Origin of the sequence: Deinococcus misasensis DSM 22328, from assembly GCF_000745915.1 — a bacterium.
GTDB lineage: Bacteria > Deinococcota > Deinococci > Deinococcales > Deinococcaceae > Deinococcus_C > Deinococcus_C misasensis.
The window spans coordinates 271,796-296,536 of the sequence record NZ_JQKG01000001.1; the positions used below are offsets into that span (position 1 = coordinate 271,796).

The window sequence follows — 24,741 nt, forward strand, 5'->3', positions numbered from 1 at the left end:
TCTTACCTGGCCAGCGCAAAAGTGATGACTGCACTGGCGGCCAATTCGTTGTCCACGCGGATTTCGGCTTTCATTTTGCCGATGCCGCGACGGAAGAACTCCAGTTCTGCATGGATGTGCAACTGGTCTCCGGGCACAACTTGACGCTTGAAGCGACATTCATCTACACCTGCAAGGAAAGCAATCTGGCCGGGTTCACGGCCCTCTTCCAGCAGGAAAACCCCGGCCTGTGCCATGGCTTCAATCAGGAGCACACCCGGCATCACTGGATAACCAGGAAAGTGACCATTGAAAAAGGGCTCGTTGATGGTGACGTTTTTCAGGGCGTGCACTTTGCCGTTGCCGTGTTCCAGCACACGGTCCACCAGCAGAAAAGGATAACGGTGAGGAAGGGCCTGCATGATGTCCTGAATGGTTTTCATAGGAAACCTCGCTACAAGAGAAATGAAGGAGACATGCCCGTCAAGGCACAAAAAGGGGGGTGCAGTGCACCCCGATTCGGATTTGGGTTCAGCGCTTCAGGTAGGTGTCGCTGGACACCAGAGCATGCCTGAGCACCGGAATCATCTCAAGGGCTTGCCCGGTGCCGATGGCCACACACTGGGTGGCGTTTTCTGCAACTGCCACAGGAATGCCGGTGGCCTGACGGAGCAACTCATCGAAGTTGCGCAGGAGACCCCCTCCACCTGTGATCACGATTCCACGGTCGATGATGTCAGAAACCAGCTCTGGCGGGGTGTTTTCAAGGACCCGCTTGACCCCTTCAACGATTTTGACGATGGGTTCCTGCAAGGCTTCCACGATGTCTTCGGTGTTGAGTTTGATGGTCTTGGGCAGACCGTTGATCAGGTCACGGCCCCGCACTTCAGCGGTCAGCACATCGGACTTGTTGACGACCATGGCCGCACCAATTTTGACTTTGATGGCTTCTGCGGTGCGGTCACCAATCATCAGGTTCTCTTTGCGGCGCACATAACGCATGATGGATTCATCAAACTCGTTTCCGGCCACCCGCAAGGATTCTGAGACCACGATGCCCCCCAGAGAAATCACAGCCACGTCAGAAGATCCACCCCCGATGTCCACGACCATGTTTCCGATGGGCTCTGCAATTTGCAGACCTGCACCAATGGCAGCAGCCAGAGGTTCTTCGATGAGGTAGGCCCTTCTGGCACCCGAGTTGTGGGCAGCACGCAACACAGCTCGTTTTTCAACTTCGGTCACTCCGGAAGGAATCCCAACCATCAGTTGGGGGCTGAAAATATTGAGAAACTTGCGCCCACCGTTCACTTTGCGCAAGAACATGGAAATCATTTTTTCGGTGAGTGCATCGTCTGCAATCACACCGTCTTTGATCGGACGGACGGCCACAATGTTGCCCGGAGTGCGTCCCAGCATGCGGTACGCCTCTTCTCCAACGGCCATCACTTCTTTGGTGTCGCGGGCCATGGCAATCACGCTGGGTTCCTGCAACACCAGTCCTCTGGATTTGGTGTAGATCAGGAATGTGGCTGTACCCAGGTCAATTCCGATGTCTTCTGAAAACCTCAACTCATTCCCCCTTGTAACCTTTCAGGGGCTCTGGTGGCCCATGAAAAGTTGCCTGTCCGTGCTTGTTTTTAAGCACCCTGTCCACGCTTTTTCAGCCTGAGGCTGTGAAACGCACTGTCTACCATCATACGCAAAAAGATGAGGGTTTAAGAAAACCCGATCTATCTTGTTGTGCCAGAAGGCAGAAAGCAGAAGGCTTTTCAAACGGCTCAAGCCTGAGCCATGCCGGTTTGCCTTATGGCTTTGGCAAACCTTTGGCTCTTCCCTCAGCCTTCTGCCTTTCTGGGCTTGATCCATGCAGCCAGAGCCGTGCACAGCACCCCGAGGCCCACATAAAGGATGCCTCTGGTGAATGCCCCCAGATCTGCCAGTCCTGCAAGACGGGCCACCTGTCCCTCTGCAACCTCCAGCAGGAGCACCATGCCCGGCGCACCCGGATTCAGGCTTGCAAATGCAGCCAGGCTGAGGGGAAGGGTGGCGATGGCCAGCACTGAAAACAGGACCGTGAAAAGGTAAGCAAAGAAAACCACGCGACCCATTGTATGGTATTCAGAGAAAATGAACAGGAGGTCCATGTGCCACTTCCCGCCCGAGTGAGGGTCAGCAAACTGAAAAACTGCCCGAGCGACAGTGTTCTCAGGCTTTTGAGACAGCTCAGCCCACGCGCCGATGAGTTGCAAAGAATTCCAGATGTGCAGGGCAGCGTGGCCTCTGCAGGTGGACAGGTCATCGGATTCGCGGTATCCCATCCTCCAGAGGCTTTTGTGAGCACCACTTGGCAAAAAAAGGGCATTGAGGAAGAGCTGATCCAGCAGCTTTGAAGCAAATCCAAATTCAAAAAGAAGGTGCTGCATTCCCCCATCAAACCGGGTGATGCAGCACCTCTGCTGTTGGATCATTTCTGGAGGGGTTTTTGGGGCTCTGGCAGGTTATAGACCAGAAACATGGAGGGAATCAGCATGAACACGCTGACCCACAACGCAGGCATGATGCCGAAATGATCTGCAATGCCTCCGATCAGGGTGAACAGCAAACCCGAGACGCCCCACGAAAAACCCATCATGATGCTGCTGGCAAGGGCCACATGGTTGGGGGCATACTCCTGAGCAGCCACCACCCCCACTGGAATGGTGGCATTGGTGAGGCCACCCACCAGAAAGGTCAGCGGGTAATACCAGAGGTTGGCTGGAGAGCTGTAGAACAACAGGATGTACAGGGGGATCAGTCCCAGCAAACTGCTGCGCAACACTTTGACCCTGCCATACTTGTCTGAAAGCCTGCCTCCCACAATGCCTCCAATGGCACTGGCAATGGCGTAAATGCCCAGAGAAAGGGCCACTTCGTTCTTGCCAAATCCTCTGCTGGCCAGCAAAAATGGCAACAGGCCGTTGTAACCAATGGAAGTCAGTGAGCGCAACACCGCCATGCCCCAGAGTTTCTGGATGGGTCCTTTGAACACGTTCAGGTACTCTTGCAGGGTGGCTTTTTTCTTCTGGGTGTGGATGGAAGGCACACTGAAGTAGATGCCCACCCCGATCAGCAAAATGACCGGGATCAGGTAAGGCAAGCCCTGCACCCCCAGAACCACCACCAGCACAGGACCAAGGGCCATTCCAGCGGTTCCTCCAGCACTGAACAGGCTGGCCCACAGACCCCTCTGGTGGGAAGGACTGTAATCAGACACGTATGCCGAACCCGAGGGGTGCAAAATTCCGCTGCCAACGCCTGCAACCGCCACCAGCACCACCAACAGGGCAAAACTGGGCATGTAGGGCATCAGGCACAGACCCACGCCAGCCATGGTTGGTCCGAGGGCCAGCATCAAACGGCGGTCAAAACGTTCGGTCAGGACCCCCAGAACAGGTTGCAGGACACTGCTGGTCAGGGACATCACACTGGACAGAAAAGCCACCTGGGTGAGGGACAGGCTGAACATCTTCTGCAGGTCTGGCCCCAGAGGTCCAAGGATGGTGGTGAAAGCATCGGTGAAGAAATGACCCACTGTGGCAGCCACAGCGATCATGACGGCACTCGGGGCAAGCAGAGGGGGGGCGGTGCGCATAGGGGCATCATAACCCTGCAGCAAAACAGCACCGTAAGCAAAATTTCCTAGGTGCTGGAAATTGATATTGGTTTTTTCAGGCGAAATGGCAAGCGCTGTTACACTGTTTCCCCTCAGATGTGCAGGGATTTTCTCACGCCGGAACCCTCCATTTTGTCCCAATTCGTGAGCAAAACGCAGCACGTGCAGCACTGTGCGCCCAAAAAACAAAGGGGTGAATTTCTGGGAGCAGGTGTTTTGCGTGTCTTCAGAGAAAGTGACCTGCCACAATTCAGCTTAGAATTTTCATTTGTTCTTCAAGAAGACATTAGAATCATCCTTCATCATGAGAGCAGAAGGACACAAGGAGGCCCGTGTGAAACGAAACATTGCCATTCTCTCTCTGGTGACCGGACTGGTGCTGGGCTCCACCCTGCTCAGGGACAACCTGCCCACCAGCACGGTGCAAGCCCAGAGCTCCACCCCCCTGACCCTCAATGAAGGTCAAGCCCGACTGCAAAACGAACAGAACACCATGGACATCGTCAAAACCTACCAAGACGGTGTGGTCTACGTTTCGGTGTACGCAGAATCCGAAGAAAACGCCCTGTCAGGAAGCCCCTTCTCGGGGGATCCTTTTGAATATTTCTTTGGAAATCCCCAGCAAAACGCTCCACGTCAAAACCAGAGCGAAGAACCTGTTCAAACCGGAGTGGGAAGCGGGTTTTTCATTGACGCTCAGGGCTACATCCTGACCAACAACCATGTGATTGAAGGGTCCAACAAGATCCGGGTGCGCCTCCACCGCAGCGACAAAGAATACGATGCCACCATCGTGGGCACCGCTCCAGATTACGATCTGGCATTGTTGAAAGTGGACAAGGTGGACAAGAACCTTTTTGTGCCCATGAAACTTGGCAACAGTGACGGTCTGCAAGTGGGGCAGAAAGCCATTGCGATGGGAGCCCCTTTTGATCTGGATTTCACCGTCACAGAAGGGATCATTTCCAATGTGGGCCGCGTGATTCCCACAGGCAATCGGGGGATCGCACAGAAAGCCCTCCAGACCGATGCAGCCATCAACCCCGGCAACTCTGGGGGCCCTTTGCTGAATTCCAGTGGTGAGGTGATTGGCATCAACACCCAGATCCTTTCTCCCTCTGGAGGCCAGAACGCTGGAATTGGGTTTGCCATTCCCATCAATGTGGCCAAAAACATCCTGCCCGGCCTGAAAGCAGGCAAAACCGTCAGTGGACCGCGCATCGGGGTGGGTGGGCTTCCCCTCAACACCTACCCCCTGTCTGCCCTGCGCGAAGACCTGCGCACACAGTACAAACTGCCCAAAGAAGGGGTGTTGGTGCAGGAAGTCAGCAAAGGTTCCCCTGCCGAAAAAGCAGGCATCAAAGCGGGCACCCGCAATTTCCGCACAGGCATGGCCCAGATCCCGAGCATCGTGCTGGGCGGCGACGTGATCACGGCCGTGAACGGCAAGAAAGTCCAATCCACCGTGGACATTGCCAGCGAACTGTTCAGCAAGAAAACCGGCGATCAAATCAAACTGGATGTGGTCAGGGATGGCAAAACCATCAATGTCAATGTGAGCCTCGCAGAATTCGCCAGCGAATAAAAACCCTTGCAACCCCTTGTAACACAGAGTGCCACCCTTTGGACCAGAGGGTGGCTTTTTCCTTGAAGAGGATCCGAAACCTGAACCCAACCTCACGCCCAGACCCTATAGTGAAAGAGCATGTTTGGACCCCTCAGCCTTCTGGTCACCGACGCCCTCCAGTTCGTGATGCTCGTGTTGGGCATCTGTCTGGGACTGGTGACCCACAATTTCGTGCAGGCCAAAATGGCCGTGCAACTGGGCAACCACACCCCCAAACCCTTTTTGACGTTTGATCCTTTTGTGCACCTGAATGGTTTTTCTCTGGTGCTGTACCTGCTCTTGGGCCTGTGCACCCCGAGGCAGGTTCCGCTGGGCAAAGGCATGGAGAAACCCAGACACGAAGTCTGGATCTGGCTGACTGGACCGGTGGTCCTGATCGGTGTGGCGCTTTTTCTGCTGGTTTTGATTCGGTTGCAACAGGTGTTTTTTCCTGCATTGGATGTGGCAGGTCATGGGCTTTCACTGGCCAGCCTCGGTTTGGTGGTGCATGCGGTGATCTTTTTGCTTCCCCTCCCAGAGCTGGATGGGGGACGTGCCCTTTTTGCAGTCAGCAAAGGGAAATTCAGAGCACTTTTGATTCGGATGTACCGGCTCGGGGTGCTTTTCACCTACATGGTGTTCTTTTTGTTTGTGTATTTTGGAGCCACCAACCAGATGGCTGCACCCATTTATGGGGTGCTCCGGGGTTGGGTCAATTTGCTGCCGTTCTGAAATTCACTTGCAAGCCAGAGCACAGAGGACACACCTTCACTGTCATTCTTCATGTTTGGCCCCTGTACAATACACAGCATGTTCAGTGGTGGACTTTTGACTTTGCTGGCCGAAGGGCAGATCATCGCCTTCATCATTGCAGTGGCTGCAATTGCCCTGTCTTTTATCATTCACGAATGGGGACATGCTTATGCTGCGGTCTTGATGGGAGACGACACCCCCCGTTTCGATGGCCGTTTGACCCTCAATCCGGCCAAACACATTGACCCCATCGGTTTCGTGTTGATTTTGCTGGTGGGCTTTGGCTGGGCCAAACCGGTCATGACCAACCCGAGCCGTTACAGGCACAAGTGGGGCGATTTGCTGGTCTCCAGTGCAGGCATCATCATGAACCTGCTGCTGGCGATCCTGTCTCTGGGCCTCTTGAGGTTGGTGTTCAACCTGTCTGACGATGCTGCTGTGGTGGGGATGGCACAGCAGGTGTTGCAAATTGTGGCCATCACCAATGTGGGTCTGGCCATTTTCAATGCCATTCCCATTCCCCCTCTGGACGGCAGCCACATTTTGCTGAATTTGCTCCCCAAACACATGCAATTCCAGTGGCGTCAGGCGATGTACTCTCCCAACAACACTTTCTTGCTGTTTGGTGCTTTGTTGCTGAACTATTACGTGCTGGGGAATCCTCTGGGCAAACTGATTTTTGCCACCTATGGAGGGCTGGCCCGATTGGTGGGGTTCTGAGGAAGCGTTCAACAGGATTGTCCCCTCGGGGTTGTTCATACCCCTCTTGCCAACAGGCACACCGGACATGTTAATCTGAGGCAGTGAGTCTCAAGCTTCCCCGACTGGTTTACACCAAAGGGGTGAAGACTACCCCAAGCCTGAGGCATTACATTTCCGGCACATCACACAAATACAGTGATTGCGAGGCACACGTGAGTGCCTCGCTTTGTCGTGAGGAGAGCCATGCAGAAACTGGACATGAGGTACGAAGGGAAAGCCAAACGCGTCTACGCCACCGAAGACAAAGACCTCTTTGTGGTCGAGTACAAGGACGATGCCACCGCTTTCAACGCACAAAAACGTGGAACCATTGGTCAAAAAGGTGTGGTCAACAACGCCATCACCGCCATTTTGTTCCCCCAAATCGCTGCCTACGGGGTGCCCACGCACTTCGTAGAGAAACTTTCTGACCGGGAGCAACTGGTCAAGGCCGTCACCATCGTGCCCGTAGAGATCGTGGTGCGCAACGTGGCAGCAGGAAGCTTCTCCAAGAGACTGGGCGTCGATGAAGGCACCCCCCTGAGTCAGCCTGTGGTGGAATACTGCTACAAGTCTGATGCGCTGGGCGACCCCCTGATCAACACGGACACCGCTGTTGCTCTGGGCTGGGCCTCTCTGGACGACCTGAGCACCATCAAAGATTACGCCCTGAAAGTGAACCTTTTCCTGAAGGAATTCTTCCTGAAGCGCGGAATCAAACTGGTGGATTTCAAACTGGAATTCGGCAAGCTTTCCAGTGGTGAAATCGTGCTGGCAGATGAGATCTCCCCGGACACCTGCCGTTTCTGGGATGCCAACACCGGCGAGAAACTGGACAAAGACCGTTTCCGCCGTGACCTTGGCAATGTCGAAGAAGCTTACCTTGAAATGCTGCGCCGTGTGGAGGCCCAATGAAGTACCTCGCAAAAGTTTATGTGACCCTCAAAAAATCCATCCTTGACCCTCAAGGCCGCACTGTGGAGCGTTCCCTGCACAATCAGGGTTACGCCAGCGTGCAAAGCGCCCGGGTCGGCAAGTACATCGAGCTGACCTTCGAAGGGGACAAAGCCAAAATCGAAACCGAGCTGAAAGACATTGCAGAGAACATCCTCTCCAACCCTGTGATGGAAAGCGTGCACTGGGATCTCGAGCAGGTTCACTAAAATGAAAACAGCTGTGATTCAATTCCCCGGTTCCAACTGCGACATGGACGCCGTTCATGCTGCCGGAGCCGTGATTGGTCAGCAGGCCATTCCCGTCTGGCACACCGAAACCCACCTTGAGGGCTTCGATGCCATTCTGGTGCCCGGCGGCTTCTCTTACGGCGACCACCTGCGCAGTGGTGCCATTGCCGCCCACAGCCCGGTCATGAAGGAAGTCAAACGCCTTGCCGACAAGGGCGTTCCTGTGATTGGCATTTGCAATGGATTCCAGATCCTCACCGAGGCGGGGCTCCTGCCCGGTGCTCTGGGACGCAACAACAGCCTGCACTTCCTGTGCCACGATGTGCACCTGCGCGTGGAAACCACCCACTCCCCTTTCACCAACCAGTACCAGCAAGGGCAGATCATCCAGATCCCCATTGCCCACAACGAAGGCAGTTTTTACGCCGACGCAGAAACCCTGAGCCGTCTGGAAGGCGAAGGTCTGGTGGCCTTCCGTTATGTGACCCGAGATGGCCATGAAGTGCTGGAAGGCAACCCCAACGGTGCCCTCAACAACATCGCTGGCATCCTGAACGAAAAACGCAATGTGCTGGGCATGATGCCCCACCCCGAGCGCTCCGTGGAAGCCTTGCTGGGCAGCACCGACGGTCTGGGTGTCTTTGAAAGCCTGCTGGAACACGTGGCAGGAGGTGTGAAATGACCCCCGTAAAAGACCTGCGCGATCAGGCCGCCACTTTTGGCCTGACCGTGGAAGAATTTGACAACCTGGAGTCCCGCACCAAGCGCCCCGTGAACGCTCTGGAAGCCGCCATTGTGGGTGCCATGTGGTCCGAGCACTGCGGTTACAAGAACAGCCGCCCCCTCTTCAAGGTGTTCCCGACCACCGGCCCTCAGGTGCTGCAAGGCCCCGGCGAAAACGCTGGTGTCGTGGACATCGGCGAAGGCTACGCTGTGGCGTTCAAGATGGAATCCCACAACCACCCCTCTGCCGTGGAACCTGTGCAAGGTGCTGCCACCGGTGTGGGCGGCATTCTGCGCGACATCTTCGCCATGGGTGCCCGTCCTTTCGCGGTGCTGGACTCCCTGCGTTTCGGGGATCTGGACAGCAAGCGCACCCAGTTTCTGGTGCACGGGGTTGTTGAGGGCATCTCCCACTACGGAAACGCCATTGGCGTGCCCACGGTGGGCGGCGAAGTCACCTTCCACCCTTCCTATCAGGAAAACCCTCTGGTGAACGTGATGGCCCTCGGCCTGATGAAGCACGAGGACCTCGCCAAGGGCACCATGGGCGCAGTGGGCAACAAGATCATTTACGTCGGTTCCAAAACCGGACGGGACGGTCTGGGCGGAGCCGTTTTCGCTTCCGCCGACCTCTCTGACGCTTCCAGTGAAGACCGTCCCGCCGTTCAGGTGGGCGATCCCTTCATGGAAAAACTCCTGCTGGAAGCCACCATCGAAGCCATTCATGCCGGTCTGGTGGCAGGGGTGCAAGACATGGGCGCAGCCGGTCTGGTCTCCTCCACCTGCGAAATGGCCTACCGCGCCAAACTCGGGGTGAACATCTACCTTGATAAGGTGCCCACCCGAGAAGAAGGCATGGTTCCCATGGAACTGGTGCTCTCTGAATCTCAGGAGCGCATGGTGCTGGTGCCCGTTCCCGGCAAAGAGCAAGAACTCTTTGACCTGCTCTCCAAATGGGAGCTGGACGTGGTGGAAATTGGCGAAGTGGCCGAACACGACACCTACCGCCTGTACTGGCACGGCGAAGTGGTCTGCGACCTGCCTGTGGACCTGCTCAACGAGGCCCCCACCTACACCCGCGAAGGCATTGAATCCGAAGAGATCAAAGCCAAGCGCGAAAAAGACCTCTCTGGCGTGGCTGTCCCAGAGAACCTTGAAGAAGTGCTGCTGAAACTGCTGTCTCACCCCAGCATTGCTTCCAAACGGGCCATCTTTGAGCGTTACGACCATCAGGTGATGACCAACACCGTGGTGGTTCCCGGTGCTGCCGATGCTGCCGTGATGCGCATCAAAGGCACCTCCAAAGGGGTGGCTGCCAGCTCGGATTGCAACCCTCGCTTTGTGTACCTCGATCCATACGTTGGAGCTGCCAGCGCCGTCGCTGAAGCTGCCCGCAACGTGGCCTGTGTGGGGGCAACCCCTCTGGCGATCACCGACAACCTGAACTTCGGAAACCCCCACCGTCCAGAGGTGTACTTCCAGCTGGTGCAGGCCACCAAGGGCATTGCCGATGCCTGCCGTGCCCTGAACACCCCTGTGACCGGCGGAAACGTCAGTTTGTACAACCAGTACAACGAGGAAGGCCGCACCGTGGCCATCCACCCCACCCCCACCATCGGACTGGTCGGTGTGCTGCCTGACGTGACCAAAAACGCCACCATGAAGTTCCAGAGCCAGGCCCAGAGCGTTTACCTGCTCGGGAACCTGACCGATGAAATTGGGGCCAGCCAGTACCTGGAAACCATCTACGGACTGGAAGCCGGACAGGTGCCTGTGCTGGACCTCGATCTGGAAAGCCGTGTGCAGCAGGGCATCATCGAATTGATCCGCAATGACCTGACCCGCACCGCCCACGACACCTCCGAAGGTGGACTGGCCATCGCTCTGGCAGAAATGGTGATCGCGGGTCAGGTGGGTGCCACCATCCAGATCGACAGCGACCTGCGTGCAGATGCCATCCTGTTTGGCGAAGCCCAGAGCCGCATCGTCACCGCTGTCCCTGTGGGCAAAGAGGAAGCTGCTGAGAAACTCCTTAAGGACTTGAATGTTCCCTTCACCCGAATTGGCTTTGTGGGCGGTGATAAACTGGCGATCAGTCTGTCCCAACACGGGCAGCACCTGTCGCTGGACATCCCCACGCTGACCAGAGCGTTTGAAGATCCCATCCGGGCTGTTCTGGGTTAAACCCCCCTCGCTCGTCCACTCGCTTTCCCCCCTAACAGGGGGGGATACAGGGCGAGGAGAGCAAAAAGAACCCGAAACCTCAGCACCCAACCCTCCACCCCCCTCGCTTCGCTCTCCCCCTCTTCTGAGGGGGGAACCATCCCCTTCAAACCCCCATAAGAAAATGGACAGGGGGATGGGGGTACACTTCAGGTGACACCATGCTATTCGATGAATTCGATAAACCCAGAGAGGAATGCGGCGTTTTTGGGATTTACTCTCCCAGACCGCTCAACGTTGCCTGGCTCTCTTACCTCGGAATGTTTGCCCTGCAACACCGTGGACAGGAGGCCGCAGGAATGTGCGTCTCCAACGGTGAAGACTTCCTCGTGGAAAAAGACCTTGGTCTGGTGACCCAGGTTTTCGATGAGACCCGCCTCCAGAAGATGGATCTGGAAGGGGCCAACATCGCCATCGGGCACGTGCGTTACTCCACCACCGGATCGAACCTGCGCTTCAATGCCCAGCCCCTCACCGTGCGTTCCAACAAAGGCATTCTGGGCATCGCCCACAACGGCAACTTTGTGAATGCCAGAGAAATCCGGCAACTGATGCTCAACGAAGGGGTGATCTTCCAGACCACCAACGACACCGAGGTGATGATCAACCGCATCGCCAAATACGCCAACCTCGATCTGGTGGATGCCACCGCCAGAGTGATGCAGGAAATGCGTGGCGGTTTTGCCGTGGTGATCATGAACCGCAAGATGCTGATTGGTCTGCGCGACCCCAACGGTGTGCGTCCCCTCTGCATCGGTCAGCGTGAAGACGGTGCTTACGTGTTCGCCAGCGAAACGGTGGCCCTGTATGCTGTGAACGCCACTTTCATCCGTGACGTGAAACCCGGAGAACTGGTCTGGGCCGACGAAAACGGCCTGCACTCTCTGGAGGTTATTCCCTCCGTGCCCACCCCCTGCGCCTTCGAGTGGATTTACTTCGCCCGGGCAGATGCCAGCGTGGACGGGGTCAGCACCCACGAAGCCCGCGTTCGCATGGGTGAAGAACTGGCCAAAGAGCAACCCGTGGAAGCCGACATCGTGGTTCCGGTGCCAGACTCTGGCATTGGTGCAGCCATCGGTTACTCCAGAGCCAGCAAAATCCCCTTCGATTACGGCCTGTACAAAAACCCTTACGCAGGACGCAGCTTCATTGCCCCCACGCAGGAAGCCCGCGAACTGAAAGTGAAAATGAAGCTCTCCCCCACCGCTGCCGTGAAAGGCAAACGGGTGGTCCTGATCGATGACAGCATCGTGCGGGGCACCACCAGCCGCCAGATCGTGCAACTCCTGCGGGACGCTGGAGCCACCGAAGTGCACTTCCGGGTGTCCAGCCCACCCATCACCCACCCTTGCTTTTACGGCATCGACACCGCTGCCCGCAAAGAACTGGTGGCCAGCACCCACAGCATTGAGGAGATCCGCCAGATGATCGGCGCAGACACCCTCGCCTTCATCTCCGAAGACGGCATCAAGAGCGCTGTGGGCGGTCCGGGCCTGTGCCTCGCCTGCTTCAACGGGAAATATCCAGCGGGGGTTCCGCTGGAGAACGATGTGAACAAACACGCTCTGGAAGTGTGATCTTTTCTGAACCTCAAGAGGAAGCGACTGCTTCCTCTTTTTTGTTGGACACCCAGATAGCCCTTCCACACCCTACCCCCAGAGCTTTAAACTCAGACCATGAACCTCAATCCTGCTTTAAAAATATCCATGGTCAAAAAAGCTTTATTTCTGATGCTGGCTCTGGGCTTCACACCTGCCCTTGCAGGGGCCAAGGAATGCCAGAGCACCTATGCCGCCAAAGATTACACGCAGGCATTCCAGATCTGTCAGGAACCTGCCCAGAGCGGGGATCGGGTGGCCCAGTTCCTTTTGGCTTACAGTCTGGAAAATGGTCTGGGAACCAGCAAGGATCTGGCAGCAGCTTTTGGCTGGTATTCCAAAGCTGCTGAACAAGGCGAACCCTCATCCCAAAACAATCTGGGCCTGATGTATCAGGAGGGCAGGGGCACCACCCGGGACCTTGAGAAAGCCCGTTTCTGGTTCCAGAAGGCTGCAGATCAGGGCAATGTCAATGGCATGATCAATCTGGGCACCCTGTACATGAAGGGTCAGGGAGGTCCCCAGGACGATCAGAAAGCGGTGCAGTTGTTTTTGCAGGCAGCCATGAAAAACAACAGTCGGGCACAGAACCTGTTGGGTGACATGTATTTTTATGGTCGGGGCATCAAGATGAGCGACACCGAAGCCATTTTCTGGTACCGCAAAGCTGCCGATCAGGGCAACACCACCGCCATGCTCAATCTGGGCAACATGTACCTGAATGGTCGGGGCGTGGAAAAGAATCTGACGGAGGCCCAGAACTGGTTTGAAAAATCCGCCAGAGCAGGCAACAAAGCTGCTCAGGTGCAATTGGACCAGTTGAAAAAAGCACAGGAACAACCCGAGACCGCACCAGACACCCTGTTTGAGGAAGTGGAGGTGCAGGTGGTGGGTCCCAGAGAGGGCAGCAAAGTCAGGGGTAAAACCGTTGTGGTGACGGTGCGCCTGTCCAGTCCTGTCACAGGCTTTGTGCCTTTTGTGCTGGTCAATGGAGATGAAGTCGAGGCCGAACCCAGCATGGACCTCTCGGGCCGGGTTTCGCTGTTCACCCTGAGCATTCCTTTGCCAGAGGATGCAGAGGAATACCGTCTGGAAATTGGGGGGGCTCCCACCGACACTTATCAGGTGATTGCAGCCTTTTTGACGTTGCTGCCAGAGTAAAGCCCTTGCTTTCAAATGGCCATTCTGCATGGAATGGCCGTTTTTGCTTTGGATCGGGCTGTCCGATGTTGCACACCCAACCCGATGGTTTTTCGGATGGTATCTCTGCCTGTTTGCCTTTACCCTGAGTCCAGAAAGGGTGTGGTGCCATGAATCCTCTGGAAGTGGAAATGAAATTCAAACAGCAGATGTTTCAGCAGGAAGCAGAGCATTTGCAGCAATTGAGGCAGGTTCCAAAGGTTTCGTTGCGGGCAGGTCTGGTCAAAATGTTGATTCAATGGGCAGAGGCGCTGGATGGAAAGCAGGCTGCATCTGCAAAAGCTTTGCATGCTGGGGAAACAACACAGCGATGCGCAAATGAAATTTGATTTTACACGTCAGGTCACTCCAATTTCAGGACAAATGTCCTGAATGATTCAAAAGAGAGATTTGCAAATCTTTATGCCCAAATTGTCTATGCAATTAACAAAATAAGCCTTTACAGCCCATCAGAGAAAATCTGACCCACAAAATTGCAGATGCTGCAAACAGTTTTTGAATACCACGCATTTTGACCCTTTGGAAAAACCAGAGAAATTGCATGCCAATTCCCAAAACAAAGTGTTATCTTGGGGATGTAAAGAAAATCCATTGAGATTCTGACCCCAAACCATGAATCGTTTCAGATCAGGTATGCAAGGTTCAGGATCTGTCAATCGCCTCTGGTTTTCCAGAGTGGCCCACCTTGAAAGGAGAAGGCCATGTCATATATCGAAACCGAAGCCCGCCTTCGCTTCCAGGATTTCCAGCACGAAGCCGAACACCTCCACCTGCTGCATCAGGTGCCCAGAACCCCTCTGGTGCATCAATTCGCAGAATCCCTGCGCCATCTGGCCGACCACCTCGACCACCTTCAGCACATGGAAACGCCACGCAAAGGGCATCACGCCTCCTGACACCTCCCATTGACACATCCTCTGGCCGGTCCTTGTTTCAAGGGCCGGTTTTGGCATCAAAAAACACCCCGTTTGGGGTGTTCAGGTGGGGGGGGATTTGAACCCCCGAGGGCGCTTTGTACAGCAACCCTGAGGACGATCCACTGAAGGCGGCTCCCCACATTCGGCCACTCTGTCAAGCACCTGACTGGAGTGTATTCCAATTCCAGACCTCCTGAAAACCGTTGGGAGCAATGCAGCGGATTTCCAGAGGCTCGGGGGCATTCAGCCACTTCTGAAGGGTCTCAAGAGACTCTGGTCTGGTGGTCAGGTCTGCTGCCAGTTCATCCAGTTTCACAAGGTCTGCTTCTGAAAGGTCATGGATGTGCTGGTGAAACAGCTCTGGTCCTTCCCAGAGCAGGAGTTCCCGCTTGTTCAAGGCCCACAATTCATGCAGAAGGTTCAAGCGAATGAAGTTGGGGCCTTGAAAAGGCGAGCCGGGGAACACTGCGTAATGTTGCGGGTCGATTTGGCCAGAGCGGTACAGTTGCCATGCTTCTGCTGCTGTGACGTAAACCTCCTGATCGTCAGGCAGGTCCAGAGGATCAAAGGAGATGCCCACTGCTTGACGTTGCAATTCGTCCAATTGAGCATCCACCCGAACCCAGCGTTCACCGTTCCAGAATTCGGTGATCACATGGTCGTGCCAGTGGCCTTTCTGGAAATACCCTGCAAAACCCACACGGTTGCGGGCAGGAATGCCCTTTTCACGCAACATGGCCGTCAGGAACAGGGAAAAATCGCGGCAACACCCGAGGTGCCTCTGTTCTGGCAGGGTGCGGTTCTGCAAAGCACAACCCGACTGGGCTCTGGCTTCCAGAAAGCGGTCCACAAAACGGGTGTTGATTTGCTGGTACTGGTCTTCAGGAATTTCAAGGCCGTAAGCTCTGGGCCAAGCGTAGTGCAGCAAGTGGTTCTGGACCACCTGCACCAGATCGGCAAGGCTCTGGTCTGGTGCAATCTGCAAGCGTTCGGACCGTGAAAAAGGGCTGTGTGAGCGGTAGAAATTCAGAAGTTCAGGCGAGGGTTTCATGCCCTGAGCCTAAACCCTGACCTGAGGACAGAGTCAAGGGATTTTGACCCTTCAGCCTGTACCATGAAACATGCATCCGTTTTTGTCTCTGTGCATCGAAAATTACATCCAGATGTTTCCCACCAGCATGTACGCAGGGCTCACCGTTCATGAGGGGCCTGAACTGGCTTACCGCATTGGCGGATTTCCCATTGCCAACCTGAACTCGGTGGTGCGTTCCATTTTGACCACCGACCCCGAGAAGCAGGTGGATGAGGTCATTGAAATCTTCAAAAAACGGGGATTGCCCTTCAATTGGGTCATCACCCCTGAGAGCAAGCCAGAGAACCTTGCCGAACTTTTGCAGCAAAGGGGTCTGAAGCACAGCTCGGATTTGCTGGCGATGGGTCGAACGCTGGAAGGTTTGCCTGCTCTGGACCTTCCTGAGGGTTTCACCATTTCTGAGGTGACTTCTGATGGTTTGCTGGAAGCGTGGGCCAGGGTGGGGCAGGCCAGTTTCCATTTGCCTGCGCAGGCGGTGCAGCTTCGCATCCGGCAGTTTGAGCGTTTGCTGGAAGGCGGACTGTGGCCGGTCAAGCTGTATGTGGGGTTCTGTGGCACAGAAGCCGTGTGCGGAAGTGGTTTGCGCCTGACCCCCAACAGTGCAGGGGTGTATTTTGTGGGCACCGTTCCAGAGCACACCCGCAAAGGTTACGGACAGCAGATCACCCTCAAATCTTTGCAGGATGCTTTTGACCTCGGGCACAGGGTGGGGGTGCTGATGTCCACGGCTGAAGGCTTTCAGGTGTACCAGCGTCTGGGCTTTGAGCACGTGGGGACATTTCAGGTGTACATCAAAGGTTGAAGCGTCCAGCGATCGATTTCCGACCACAAAAATAGATTATAAACTCAACCTATCTATTGACAGGATGTGGGCCAGATAGTTTAATAAGGCTTATAAACTATTTAGGGGGTGCCATGGGACGCAAAGACCTGAGCCACATTCGCAAAGAGGAAATTCTGGACGCTTTTGAACGTTGCATTCTGGAGCAAGGACTGGAAAAAGCCACCCTGCAACGCACTGCGGAGGTGGCAAAGGTCAATCTGGGCACCATCCACCATTACATTGGAAAAAAAGACGCCATGCTGCGCCTACTGACCGAACGCCTGATGCAGAGGGCCAGAGCGGGGGTGGCAGAATTGCAAAATGCACTGCCTCCAGAGCAACGCTGGCCTGCCCTGCTGCAAGCGTTTTTCCCAGCAGACACCGACCCCACCAACCGGATCCTGACCGAACTGGTCAAAAGCAGCGAAAAATCACCCGATCTGCAGGCTTTTTTGCTGGACATCAACACACTGTACAGCCAGTTGATTTCAGAGGAACTGCACACCCAGCATCCAGAGCTTTCACCTGAACAGGCAAACCAGATCGCTTTTGCAGTGCTGGCTCTGTCCTACGGCGGTGATGTGCTGGTGGGATTGGGTTTACCCAGCACCAGACGTGACCGCCTGCCTGAAATGGTGCAGGCATGGATTTCCCACCCCACCCGGAGATGACATGCAAAACCGCATCACTGCCATTGACACCCTGAGGGGATTTGCCCTGCTGGGCATCCTCCTGATGAACATCACCAGTTTTTCCATGCCCATCGAAGCCTATTACAACCCAAACGTTTACGGAGGGCAGAACCTCTGGAACCAGATGGTGTTCGGATTGATGTACGTGCTGGCCGATCAGAAATTCATGGCCCTGTTTTCCATGTTGTTTGGAGCCAGCATGCTCTTGCTGATTCAGAAACTCGAACAGAAAGGCCAGCCTCCGGCCAGAGTGCATTACACCCGAAATGGCTGGTTGTTGCTGTTTGGCATCCTGCACATGGTTTTTTTGTGGGAGGGTGACATCCTGCTGGTTTATGCGCTGTGTTCCTTCGTGTTGTTTTTCTTCCGCAGAATGCCTGCCCGGGGGCAACTGGTCGCCGGATTGCTGGTGTTCTTCTCCCCTGTCGTTTTGAACCTGCAAAGTCAGCAAACCCTCCAGACCTTCACACCCACAGAAATGCAAAAGCTGGAACAGCTCTGGAACCCTCCGGCCTCCAAAATCCAGCAAGACATCCGTGCTTTTCAGGGCACCTATGGTCAGCAGCTTTCCCGAAGGCTCACTCTGGATGCCTCCTCCTCTCCCTCCAGAGCAGAAGACCTCTTTGGACTGCTGGTGCTCACCGATGGGTTCGCCAGAGCCTTTGGCATGATGCTGGTCGGCATGGCCCTGTACAACTGGGGCATCATCACAGGCAAAGCGTCCAGGAGGGTGTACCTGAACATGGCAGGCTGGGGACTGGGAATCGGACTTCCCCTTTCTCTGGTGGCCTTGTTCTTGCAGCACCTCAATGACTGGGAGGTGACCTACAGCCTATTCACAGCGAAAACCATCAGTCAGGTGTACACCCCCCTGATGGCCTGCGGATACCTGGGGGTGGTGATGTTGTGGATTCAATCCGGTCTGTGGAGCAGGCTTCAGAACAGGCTGGCCCTTGTAGGGCAGATGGCACTCAGCAATTACATTGGGCAAAGTGTACTTGCCAACCTGATCTTTTACGGTCTTGACCTGTTTGGTCAGGTGAACAGGCTGCAACAACTCGGGATGGTGCTCCTGATCTGGGTGTTTCAAATTCAGTTCTCGGGTTTCTGGATGCAAAGGTTTCAACATGGACCGCTGGAATGGCTCTGGCGAACCCTGACCTACCGCAAAAGGGCTCCACTGGTCAGGTCCAGCAACACCAGAGCAACAGAAGGGTGACACTGAAGGAGGCGAAATTCCCAGCCTCCCGAAACAGATTTGCACTGCACGGAAGGCCTATGTACCCTGAGAACATGCAGCTTTCCCTCCACTTCCCTGAGCTTCACCGTTTTATTCTGGAACAGTTTGAATTGCCTCTGGACTCCCTGCATGGCCCCTCACACTGGGCGAGGGTGGGCAGGATTGGCAAGAGGCTTGCCCGTCACAGCACCGCCGATCCTGTGGTGCTGGAATTGTTCAGTCTGTTTCACGACTCCAGACGCAAAAACGACGATTGGGATCTGGAGCATGGACCAGAAGCCGCCCGTTTCATGGTGAAACTGCGGGGCGTGTATTTCGATTGCACAGACCTGCAATTTGAGCAGTTGCAGTATGCCGTGCAGCACCACACCACCGGAAAACCCACCGATCACATCACCATCGGGGCCTGCTGGGACAGCGACCGTCTGGACCTGATGCGGGTGGGCATCCGGCCTGATCCTGCCTACCTCAGTCTGGAGCACTCCAGAGAAGAAACCACCATTCTGTGGGCCATTCAGCAGTCTCTGGAAGAAATGGACCCGGATCTGAACCTGCTGGATTCCTGACTGGGCTTCAGTCCTGTGAAGGCAGGTGGGCAAAATCCTCTGGCAGCAAACCGTGCTTTTGCAGGTCGGTCCAGAAATCTGTAGGGATGTGGGTCTGGTAATCTTGCAGGTTGCTGTGCAGTTGCTCGAGATTCCTGACCCCAAGCAGCACCGAGGCCACCGCAGGATGGGCCAGAGGAAACTGCATGGCCGCCGCCTTGATGGAAATGTCGTATTCGTCGCACACGTCCTTGATGGCAAGGGCACGCTGCAACATCAACTCTGGGGCCTGACTGTAGTTGTATTTGGCATCCGGTTTGGGGTTGGCCAGCAGTCCACTGTTGAAGACCCCTCCCACCACAATTTTGGCTCCGGTTTCCAGACATTTTTGCAGCAAGGGCATGCTGTGTTGTTCCAGCAAGGTGTAGCGTCCGGCCAGCAGGAACACATCAAAATCTGCATTCTGCAGGAGTTCCAGAGGCATTTCCCACTGGTTCATGCCTGCACCAATGGCCTTGACCCTTCCCTGTTCACGTAATTCGGCAAGGGCAGGATAGGCCCCTTTCAGAAGCTCTGGAGCGGTGACACCCACAGCATCTGGATCATGGATGAAAACCATGTCCAGGTGGTCCAGTTGCATGCGGTCTAGGGTTTCCTCAAAAGACCGCATCACACCGTCATAAGTGAAATCGTAGACCACGTTCAGGGACAGGCTGGTTTTGAACACCCGTTCTCCATCTGCCCCGAGCTGGGTGGGATGGGGAGGGATGCCTTCGCGCAACAGGCGACCCACTTTGCTGGACACCGTGAACTCTGGCTTTCCTTGCAGAAATTCACCCAGTCGGAATTCCGATTCGCCAAACCCGTACCAGGGGGCCGTGTCAAAAAAACGGATGCCTGCATCCAGAGCAGCCTGAAACACCGCTCTGGCCTCTTCTGCTGAGACAGGCCGGAAAAGCCCTCCCTGAACGGAAGCACCCAGTCCGAGGCGGGTGACGGTGGCTCCACGACCGATGGAAACCGTTTCGGTGAAGTTGGGGGAAAAAGAAGATGCCATGAAGAACCTCCTGAACATGTGCAGCGGGATGTCCTTCAAGCATACCCATGAAAGACCCTGAAAACTGTTCAGTGGTGTAAAAGCGTTCAGCAATCAGCCATCAGCGTTCAGTGAAAAGCCCACCAGAGCTGACGGCTGATAGCTTTTGACATCAACACTACCAAGATCAGCAACTTGACTTTGCCCTATCCTGCAAATCCATCAGCCGACTTCAAGCTGCATGAACGGCTGGGCAGCCACATCTGCCAGCGTGTACTCGTTGAGCTTGGCGTAAAAGGCGTCTCTGGCTTCCAGCAAGACACATTTCAATTTGCAGTTGCCCATCAAGGGGCAGGGACCCACACTGCAATCGATGATGTCCGATTGCGGTTCGGTCTGGCGCACCAGATCCCCGAGGCGGATTTCAGCGGGGTCTCGGGCCAGACGGATGCCACCGTTTTTGCCTTTGCTGCCCCGAATGATGCCCATTTTGGACAGGCCGTGGGCGACTTTGTTGAGGTGGTTGTAAGGCACATTGAAGCGAACAGCCACTTCCTGCACGGTGGTTCTGCTCTGTTCGGGGCTTTGCATCAGGTGCATCAGCAGGCGCAAACTCAGGTCGGTAAATCGGGTCACTTGCATAGAGAAGCACCACCCCTTCCAGGTGATGCTTCACAGTATCAAATTTAAAGTGGGTTGTCTCAGGGATGAACAGCCCTCTGGGCATCCACTTTGAAATCTTGTGTCGGTCCAAAGGCTTCAAAGAAGCGGTTTTGTGGCGCAACTTGCAAATCGTCCAGCAAATTCTCAACAGCCTGCATGAAACCAGAGGGACCACAATAGTAGAAGTCAGCATCCTGAGAGACATGTTTCAGCAGTTTTTCACGGGTGATCAGGCCCTGTTCGTCAAAATCCAAGCCTCGCACATCTTCTGAAGTGGTTTCGGTGTAGAAGGTGACCACTTTGACGTTGCTGTTCTGCTGTTGCAGGTCCTGCAATTCCTGACGGAAAGCATGGTCTGCTTTCTTCTGAACGAATTGCAGCAAAGCAACGGGAACTTCTCGGGCAGCTTTCGCCATGCTGAGCAAGGGGGTGATGCCCACCCCTCCGGCCAGCAACACCACCGGACGGCCCCTTTCTTGCAGCACAAAGTCTCCCATGGGAGCATGGACCTCCAGCACATCGCCAGTCTGGATGTGGTCATGCAGGAGGTTGGACAGCAAACCTGCCTCCAGGGTGGGATCTGCCTGTGGAGCCAATTCCCGCTTGACGCTGATCCTGAGGGTCTGGCTGTTGGGACGGTCAGAGAGGCTGTACTGTCGAATCTGGGTGTAGGGCATCTCTGGGGTCTTCATGCGGACACTGACGTACTGGCCGGGCTTGAAGGGGGCCAGAGGTGCACCATCTGCGGGTTGCAGGTACAGCGACACAATCTGTGCGCTTTCCTGAACCTTTTGAACCACTTTGAAAGCTTTGAATCCTTCCCATGAAGCGGTCTGGTACAGGTTGTTCTCGACGCCGATCATGATGTTGGCAAGGATGCCGTAAGCCACGCCCCACGCCTCGATGATCTCGGGGGTGGCAGCGTCGCCAAGGACCTCCTGAATGGCCGCCAGCAGGTTCTCTCCGACGATGGGGTAGTGTTCTGCCAGAACATCCAGACTGGCATGCTTGTGGGCAATGCGGGTCACCATGCCAGAGAGGAACTCGGGCTGGTCCAGGTATTCGGCGTAAGCCAGCACAGAAGCGGCAAGGCTGCGGGATTGGGCTCCGGTCTTCTGGTGGGTCAGGTTGAAGACGTTTTGCAGCTCTGGATGCTGTGCAAACATCCTTTTGTAGAAGTGGCTGGTGATGGTTGCACCGTGCAGTTTCAGCACTGGAACGGTGGCTTTGATGATTTGCAGTTGGGAAGTGGTCAGCATGTGGTGCCTCCTTGAATATGCATTAAAAATATATATTAAAAACGGGCGAAATGTCCCGGGAGATACCCTCTAGCATTTTCCAAAAAAAGTGATACAATCTATTCCGTTCCTGAGTTCAGCTCAGGCAACATTCCCAGGGAGAGGTGTCCGAGTGGTTGAAGGAGCACGCCTGGAAAGCGTGTATAGGGTAACACCTATCGCGGGTTCGAATCCCGCTCTCTCCGCCAAAAAAACGCCCCATCGAAAGATGGGGTTTTTGCTTTGTAGTGACAGTGTAGTGACTAACTTGCGATTTGAGATTCAAACATGCATAAACGGGACTACCCCAAAAGACCAGTCAAGGTCACGGCTGCATTTTCCAGTTCGTCATCTTGAACCCGCCTGTATTCCTCCAAGGTGATTCGAACACTGGAGTGTCCCACGATTTTCGCCACAACTTCCGGCAGCACCCCTGAACGGATGGCCAGAGTGATGAACGTGCGGCGCATGTCGTGTATTGTGCCCGTCCTGATTCCAGAGCGTTTCAGGACAATCTGAAAGTTCTGCCAGAAAGGAATGTACCTGAGAAGCTTGCCGTTCATTGATGGAAACAGCCAACCCTCTTCATTCCACTGCGGGCCGGCAGCCTTGCGGTCCTCTTCCAGTCTAAACAGCCATGCCGCCAGAATGGGCTTTACATCCTCTGGCAACCTGACTTTCCGCCTTGCAGCTTCGGTCTTACCACCAGAAATCTGCAAGGGATACGTCTTGTCATCCCGTCCGGATACGCTGCGCTGAATGTTCAGGGTTCCATCTTGCAGGTTCAGATCATCGATCTTCAGAGCTTGTATTTCCCCAATGCGGGCACCGATGCTGAAGGCCAAACAATACAGGGGGTACAAACGGTATTCACGTGCCACCTCAAGAAACTTTTGTACTTCTTCACGGGTCCAAGCGATCCCGGTTTTGCCCTCAGCTCTGGGTGCTCTGGGAGCACGGATGTTTGCAGCAGGGTTCTTGCTGATCACCTCCAAGCTGACTGCCTCTGCGAACGCTCGGCGCAGCAGTTGCAGGATTTTCATGCGTGATCTGTGAGCAAATTTCTCACTGTCATCAATCACCTGCTGTATGTGATAAGGCTGGATTGCCTGAAGTTGGATCCGCCCAATCTTCTCTGTGATGATTCTGGCCAGCCGGTCATTCTCTTTTTTACTGGTGTTGGCCAGCTTGGAATTCCACCTTTTCAGGTGTTGGTCCAGCCATTCCGCCACGGTAATGGATTGTGGGTTCACCAGGGCGCCCCGACCACTGTCGGCGATCAACTCAGCCAGTTTGGCTTCTGCTTTCTTTTGGACTTTCCGGTCTTTCTCGGAACCCTTAAAATACCGTTTGATTGTTTTCCGTTTGCCTCTGGAATCAAGACCGAGGTTGATTTCTGCACACCATGAGTCATGCGCAGCGGAATAGTAAACACTCCCCAGGGCACGACGCTCTGGTGGACCAGCTTCTTTTTTTGGCATGATGCACCTGCGTTATGGAATCAGTCGGAATCCACTCCGGGTCTGAACGGCATACACCCTGCCCAGAGTTTTGGAGTCTTCAGGCAGTGAAAAAGGGGCATATGCTTTTTGGTCAGGGTTGTCGCTGTAAAGGTAGGGGCGGTCACAGGTTTCATCCACCCAGACTCGTTTCACGCAAATACTGCCATCAGGTAACTCAAATGCATACACCCTGCCATGCCTTGGCTCATCATCATTTGGGTCCACAAAAACAGTGCTTCCATGAGTAATGGCAGCAGGGGAAGGCATCTCCATGCTGTGCCCATACACGAAGAACAATTGTGTTCCCGGTCTGACGGCTGCATGCATCACCTTGAGGCTTTTGGTGGGTGGCGGGGTCTCGTCAGGGTAGTATGGCTCGCTGGCATTGGCAACACCAGAATAGTCCAGCTCGATTACTGTTTTAGCGTATCCTTTGGGAATAAAACCACTGAATCCAAATCTGTGCACGTTGCGGCCTCCTTAAAGGGGTTTGTTGGGGAGCAGAAGGTAAGCACGACCAATCACTCTGGCGTCTTTGATTGGAATGGGCAGGTGTTCAGGGGAATTGTTGTCTGCCACCATCCAGAAGTCGCCTGTTGCGGTTTTCACGCAACGCCTTACATACACATTCTTTCCCGATTTCAGGACAAAAATGCTGTCAGGTGTTGGGGTCTGCTCGTCGAGGTCCACCAGAAAAATGTCATCATTGCGGATGCTGTTGTCCGCCAGTGATCGCATTTCATCTCCAGCCATCTGCAAGACCAGCATTCGGGGGCGGTGCTGGGCAGGTGTCAGGATGATGGGGTAAGGCAATTCAAGTCCTTCTTTGGGCTGGTCAGCCACCTTCAAGGGATAGACATGGTGAAGGCTGACATCACTGGCTGGAATTGCGTTTCCTCTGGTGGGGTTTTCTTTGGGGCTGGTCAAGGATTCGATCACGAGACGTTTCGACTCGAAGCGCGCGCGTGATTCCTCCGACATGGCCTCTACAAAGTCCTTCAGGGTGATCCCAAAAACTTTAAGGATTTTAAGAACGTCGTCTATTTCGATGCTTGCGGGGTCTGTGTAGCCATTTTCAAGTTTTGAGATGTAGCCCTGGGACAAACCGGTTCTTTTGGCAACTTCAGATTGGCTGATTTTCCCCTCCCCTGTTGGGGGGCGGAGGCGCCAGTCTGAAAACTGTTCACCGAAAGAAATTTTTTGTGTCGCCATAGTTACCTCGATGTGATGCGGACTGCGCGCGTATCTACACACTATCATGACGGAATAATCATACTTGAAATTATTCCGT

General features: G+C 54.8%; 27 protein-coding genes, 2 tRNA genes and 1 pseudogene. 17 read left to right on the forward strand and 13 right to left on the reverse strand.

Annotated features, from left to right (window positions below):
- Nucleotides 1–2: 2 nt before the first annotated feature.
- The 3 genes from fabZ to Q371_RS26720 form a co-directional block, all read right to left on the reverse strand.
- Nucleotides 3–422: a 3-hydroxyacyl-ACP dehydratase FabZ gene (gene fabZ / locus Q371_RS01255; RefSeq protein WP_034335002.1), complete on the reverse strand. Its 420-nt coding sequence runs from the start codon at nucleotides 420–422 to the stop codon at nucleotides 3–5.
- Nucleotides 423–510: 88 nt separating this feature from the next.
- Complete coding sequence (gene mreB, locus Q371_RS01260) at nucleotides 511–1,551, reverse strand: rod shape-determining protein (protein WP_034335005.1); 1,041 nt, start codon at nucleotides 1,549–1,551, stop codon at nucleotides 511–513.
- Nucleotides 1,552–1,817: 266 nt separating this feature from the next.
- On the reverse strand, nucleotides 1,818–2,126 hold the full coding sequence (locus Q371_RS26720) for a hypothetical protein (protein ID WP_157442431.1): 309 nt from the start codon (nucleotides 2,124–2,126) through the stop codon (nucleotides 1,818–1,820).
- Here Q371_RS26720 and Q371_RS26725 point away from each other — a divergent pair, their 5' ends adjacent.
- A complete protein-coding gene (locus tag Q371_RS26725) occupies nucleotides 2,127–2,372 on the forward strand; it encodes a hypothetical protein (RefSeq protein ID WP_157442432.1) in 246 nt (81 codons plus the stop codon). It abuts the gene before it with no gap.
- A gap of 74 nt (nucleotides 2,373–2,446) precedes the next feature.
- Here the strand turns inward: Q371_RS26725 and Q371_RS01270 are convergent, their stop codons facing one another.
- On the reverse strand, nucleotides 2,447–3,613 hold the full coding sequence (locus tag Q371_RS01270; protein WP_034335355.1) for an MFS transporter: 1,167 nt from the start codon (nucleotides 3,611–3,613) through the stop codon (nucleotides 2,447–2,449).
- A gap of 355 nt (nucleotides 3,614–3,968) precedes the next feature.
- On the opposite strand from Q371_RS01270, the gene Q371_RS01275 reads away from it, so the two are divergent.
- The 11 genes from Q371_RS01275 (at nucleotide 3,969) to Q371_RS01325 (ending at nucleotide 14,558) form a co-directional block, all read left to right on the forward strand.
- Nucleotides 3,969–5,219 carry a S1C family serine protease gene (locus tag Q371_RS01275; protein WP_034335358.1) on the forward strand — a complete coding sequence of 417 codons (1,251 nt, stop codon included), beginning with the start codon at nucleotides 3,969–3,971 and terminating at the stop codon, nucleotides 5,217–5,219.
- A gap of 120 nt (nucleotides 5,220–5,339) precedes the next feature.
- The gene (locus Q371_RS01280) at nucleotides 5,340–5,972 is read left to right on the forward strand and encodes a zinc metalloprotease (RefSeq protein ID WP_034335010.1); all 633 of its coding nucleotides are present in this window, start codon (nucleotides 5,340–5,342) and stop codon (nucleotides 5,970–5,972) included.
- 78 nt (nucleotides 5,973–6,050) lie between these two features.
- A complete protein-coding gene (locus Q371_RS01285; RefSeq protein ID WP_051963058.1) occupies nucleotides 6,051–6,713 on the forward strand; it encodes a site-2 protease family protein in 663 nt (220 codons plus the stop codon).
- 225 nt (nucleotides 6,714–6,938) lie between these two features.
- Nucleotides 6,939–7,649 (forward strand): phosphoribosylaminoimidazolesuccinocarboxamide synthase, encoded by a 711-nt coding sequence (gene purC, locus Q371_RS01290; protein ID WP_034335011.1) that lies wholly within the window; start codon nucleotides 6,939–6,941, stop codon nucleotides 7,647–7,649.
- On the forward strand, nucleotides 7,646–7,897 hold the full coding sequence (gene purS / locus Q371_RS01295; RefSeq protein WP_034335013.1) for a phosphoribosylformylglycinamidine synthase subunit PurS: 252 nt from the start codon (nucleotides 7,646–7,648) through the stop codon (nucleotides 7,895–7,897). Before purC ends, purS begins: the two co-directional genes overlap by 4 nt.
- Nucleotide 7,898: 1 nt before the next feature.
- Nucleotides 7,899–8,600 (forward strand): phosphoribosylformylglycinamidine synthase subunit PurQ, encoded by a 702-nt coding sequence (purQ, locus tag Q371_RS01300; protein ID WP_034335015.1) that lies wholly within the window; start codon nucleotides 7,899–7,901, stop codon nucleotides 8,598–8,600.
- Nucleotides 8,597–10,825, forward strand: a complete 2,229-nt coding sequence (purL, locus tag Q371_RS01305) for a phosphoribosylformylglycinamidine synthase subunit PurL (protein ID WP_034335019.1) — start codon at nucleotides 8,597–8,599, stop codon at nucleotides 10,823–10,825. The genes purQ and purL overlap by 4 nt, the downstream gene beginning before the upstream one ends.
- A 200-nt stretch (nucleotides 10,826–11,025) precedes the next feature.
- Entirely contained in the window at nucleotides 11,026–12,441 is a 1,416-nt protein-coding gene (gene purF / locus Q371_RS01310; protein ID WP_034335022.1) for an amidophosphoribosyltransferase, read from the forward strand.
- Nucleotides 12,442–12,540: 99 nt separating this feature from the next.
- Nucleotides 12,541–13,623 (forward strand): tetratricopeptide repeat protein, encoded by a 1,083-nt coding sequence (locus tag Q371_RS25040; RefSeq protein ID WP_084571153.1) that lies wholly within the window; start codon nucleotides 12,541–12,543, stop codon nucleotides 13,621–13,623.
- A gap of 170 nt (nucleotides 13,624–13,793) precedes the next feature.
- Nucleotides 13,794–13,991 carry a hypothetical protein gene (locus Q371_RS01320; RefSeq protein ID WP_157442433.1) on the forward strand — a complete coding sequence of 66 codons (198 nt, stop codon included), beginning with the start codon at nucleotides 13,794–13,796 and terminating at the stop codon, nucleotides 13,989–13,991.
- Nucleotides 13,992–14,363: 372 nt separating this feature from the next.
- On the forward strand, nucleotides 14,364–14,558 hold the full coding sequence (locus tag Q371_RS01325) for a hypothetical protein (RefSeq protein WP_034335026.1): 195 nt from the start codon (nucleotides 14,364–14,366) through the stop codon (nucleotides 14,556–14,558).
- Nucleotides 14,559–14,638: 80 nt separating this feature from the next.
- On the opposite strand, the gene Q371_RS26730 is transcribed toward Q371_RS01325, so the two are convergent.
- Both Q371_RS26730 and Q371_RS01330 read right to left on the reverse strand, forming a co-directional pair.
- Nucleotides 14,639–14,745, reverse strand: a tRNA-OTHER gene (locus Q371_RS26730).
- Complete coding sequence (locus Q371_RS01330; RefSeq protein WP_051963060.1) at nucleotides 14,734–15,630, reverse strand: transglutaminase-like domain-containing protein; 897 nt, start codon at nucleotides 15,628–15,630, stop codon at nucleotides 14,734–14,736. The genes Q371_RS26730 and Q371_RS01330 overlap by 12 nt, the downstream gene beginning before the upstream one ends.
- 70 nt (nucleotides 15,631–15,700) lie before the next feature.
- Between Q371_RS01330 and Q371_RS25045 the strand changes: the two genes are divergently transcribed.
- From Q371_RS25045 to Q371_RS01350, 4 genes are all read left to right on the forward strand, one after another.
- A complete protein-coding gene (locus tag Q371_RS25045; RefSeq protein WP_051963061.1) occupies nucleotides 15,701–16,474 on the forward strand; it encodes a GNAT family N-acetyltransferase in 774 nt (257 codons plus the stop codon).
- Between the two features lie 113 nt (nucleotides 16,475–16,587).
- Nucleotides 16,588–17,166 carry a TetR/AcrR family transcriptional regulator gene (locus Q371_RS01340; protein WP_034335027.1) on the forward strand — a complete coding sequence of 193 codons (579 nt, stop codon included), beginning with the start codon at nucleotides 16,588–16,590 and terminating at the stop codon, nucleotides 17,164–17,166.
- Nucleotide 17,167: 1 nt separating this feature from the next.
- Nucleotides 17,168–18,406, forward strand: a complete 1,239-nt coding sequence (locus Q371_RS01345) for a DUF418 domain-containing protein (RefSeq protein WP_034335030.1) — start codon at nucleotides 17,168–17,170, stop codon at nucleotides 18,404–18,406.
- Nucleotides 18,407–18,480: 74 nt separating this feature from the next.
- Complete coding sequence (locus Q371_RS01350; RefSeq protein WP_157442435.1) at nucleotides 18,481–18,993, forward strand: HD domain-containing protein; 513 nt, start codon at nucleotides 18,481–18,483, stop codon at nucleotides 18,991–18,993.
- 7 nt (nucleotides 18,994–19,000) lie between these two features.
- Here the strand turns inward: Q371_RS01350 and Q371_RS01355 are convergent, their stop codons facing one another.
- From Q371_RS01355 to hmpA, 3 genes are all read right to left on the reverse strand, one after another.
- On the reverse strand, nucleotides 19,001–20,029 hold the full coding sequence (locus Q371_RS01355; protein ID WP_034335033.1) for an aldo/keto reductase: 1,029 nt from the start codon (nucleotides 20,027–20,029) through the stop codon (nucleotides 19,001–19,003).
- Nucleotides 20,030–20,230: 201 nt separating this feature from the next.
- On the reverse strand, nucleotides 20,231–20,650 hold the full coding sequence (locus tag Q371_RS01360) for an RrF2 family transcriptional regulator (RefSeq protein ID WP_034335035.1): 420 nt from the start codon (nucleotides 20,648–20,650) through the stop codon (nucleotides 20,231–20,233).
- A gap of 59 nt (nucleotides 20,651–20,709) precedes the next feature.
- Complete coding sequence (hmpA, locus tag Q371_RS01365; RefSeq protein WP_034335037.1) at nucleotides 20,710–21,930, reverse strand: NO-inducible flavohemoprotein; 1,221 nt, start codon at nucleotides 21,928–21,930, stop codon at nucleotides 20,710–20,712.
- Nucleotides 21,931–22,067: 137 nt separating this feature from the next.
- Here hmpA and Q371_RS01370 point away from each other — a divergent pair.
- Nucleotides 22,068–22,157, forward strand: a tRNA-Ser gene (locus Q371_RS01370).
- Nucleotides 22,158–22,250: 93 nt separating this feature from the next.
- Here the strand turns inward: Q371_RS01370 and Q371_RS28185 are convergent.
- The 4 genes and pseudogenes from Q371_RS28185 to Q371_RS28190 form a co-directional block, all read right to left on the reverse strand.
- Nucleotides 22,251–23,429 carry a tyrosine-type recombinase/integrase gene (locus tag Q371_RS28185; protein ID WP_034335039.1) on the reverse strand — a complete coding sequence of 393 codons (1,179 nt, stop codon included), beginning with the start codon at nucleotides 23,427–23,429 and terminating at the stop codon, nucleotides 22,251–22,253.
- A 12-nt stretch (nucleotides 23,430–23,441) separates the two neighbouring features.
- Nucleotides 23,442–23,918, reverse strand: a complete 477-nt coding sequence (locus Q371_RS25050; RefSeq protein ID WP_051963063.1) for a S24 family peptidase — start codon at nucleotides 23,916–23,918, stop codon at nucleotides 23,442–23,444.
- A 12-nt stretch (nucleotides 23,919–23,930) separates the two neighbouring features.
- A complete protein-coding gene (locus tag Q371_RS27830; RefSeq protein WP_245618179.1) occupies nucleotides 23,931–24,431 on the reverse strand; it encodes a S24 family peptidase in 501 nt (166 codons plus the stop codon).
- A 12-nt stretch (nucleotides 24,432–24,443) separates the two neighbouring features.
- A pseudogene (locus Q371_RS28190) lies at nucleotides 24,444–24,710 on the reverse strand (helix-turn-helix domain-containing protein); the annotation flags it as partial.
- Nucleotides 24,711–24,741 lie beyond the last annotated feature (31 nt).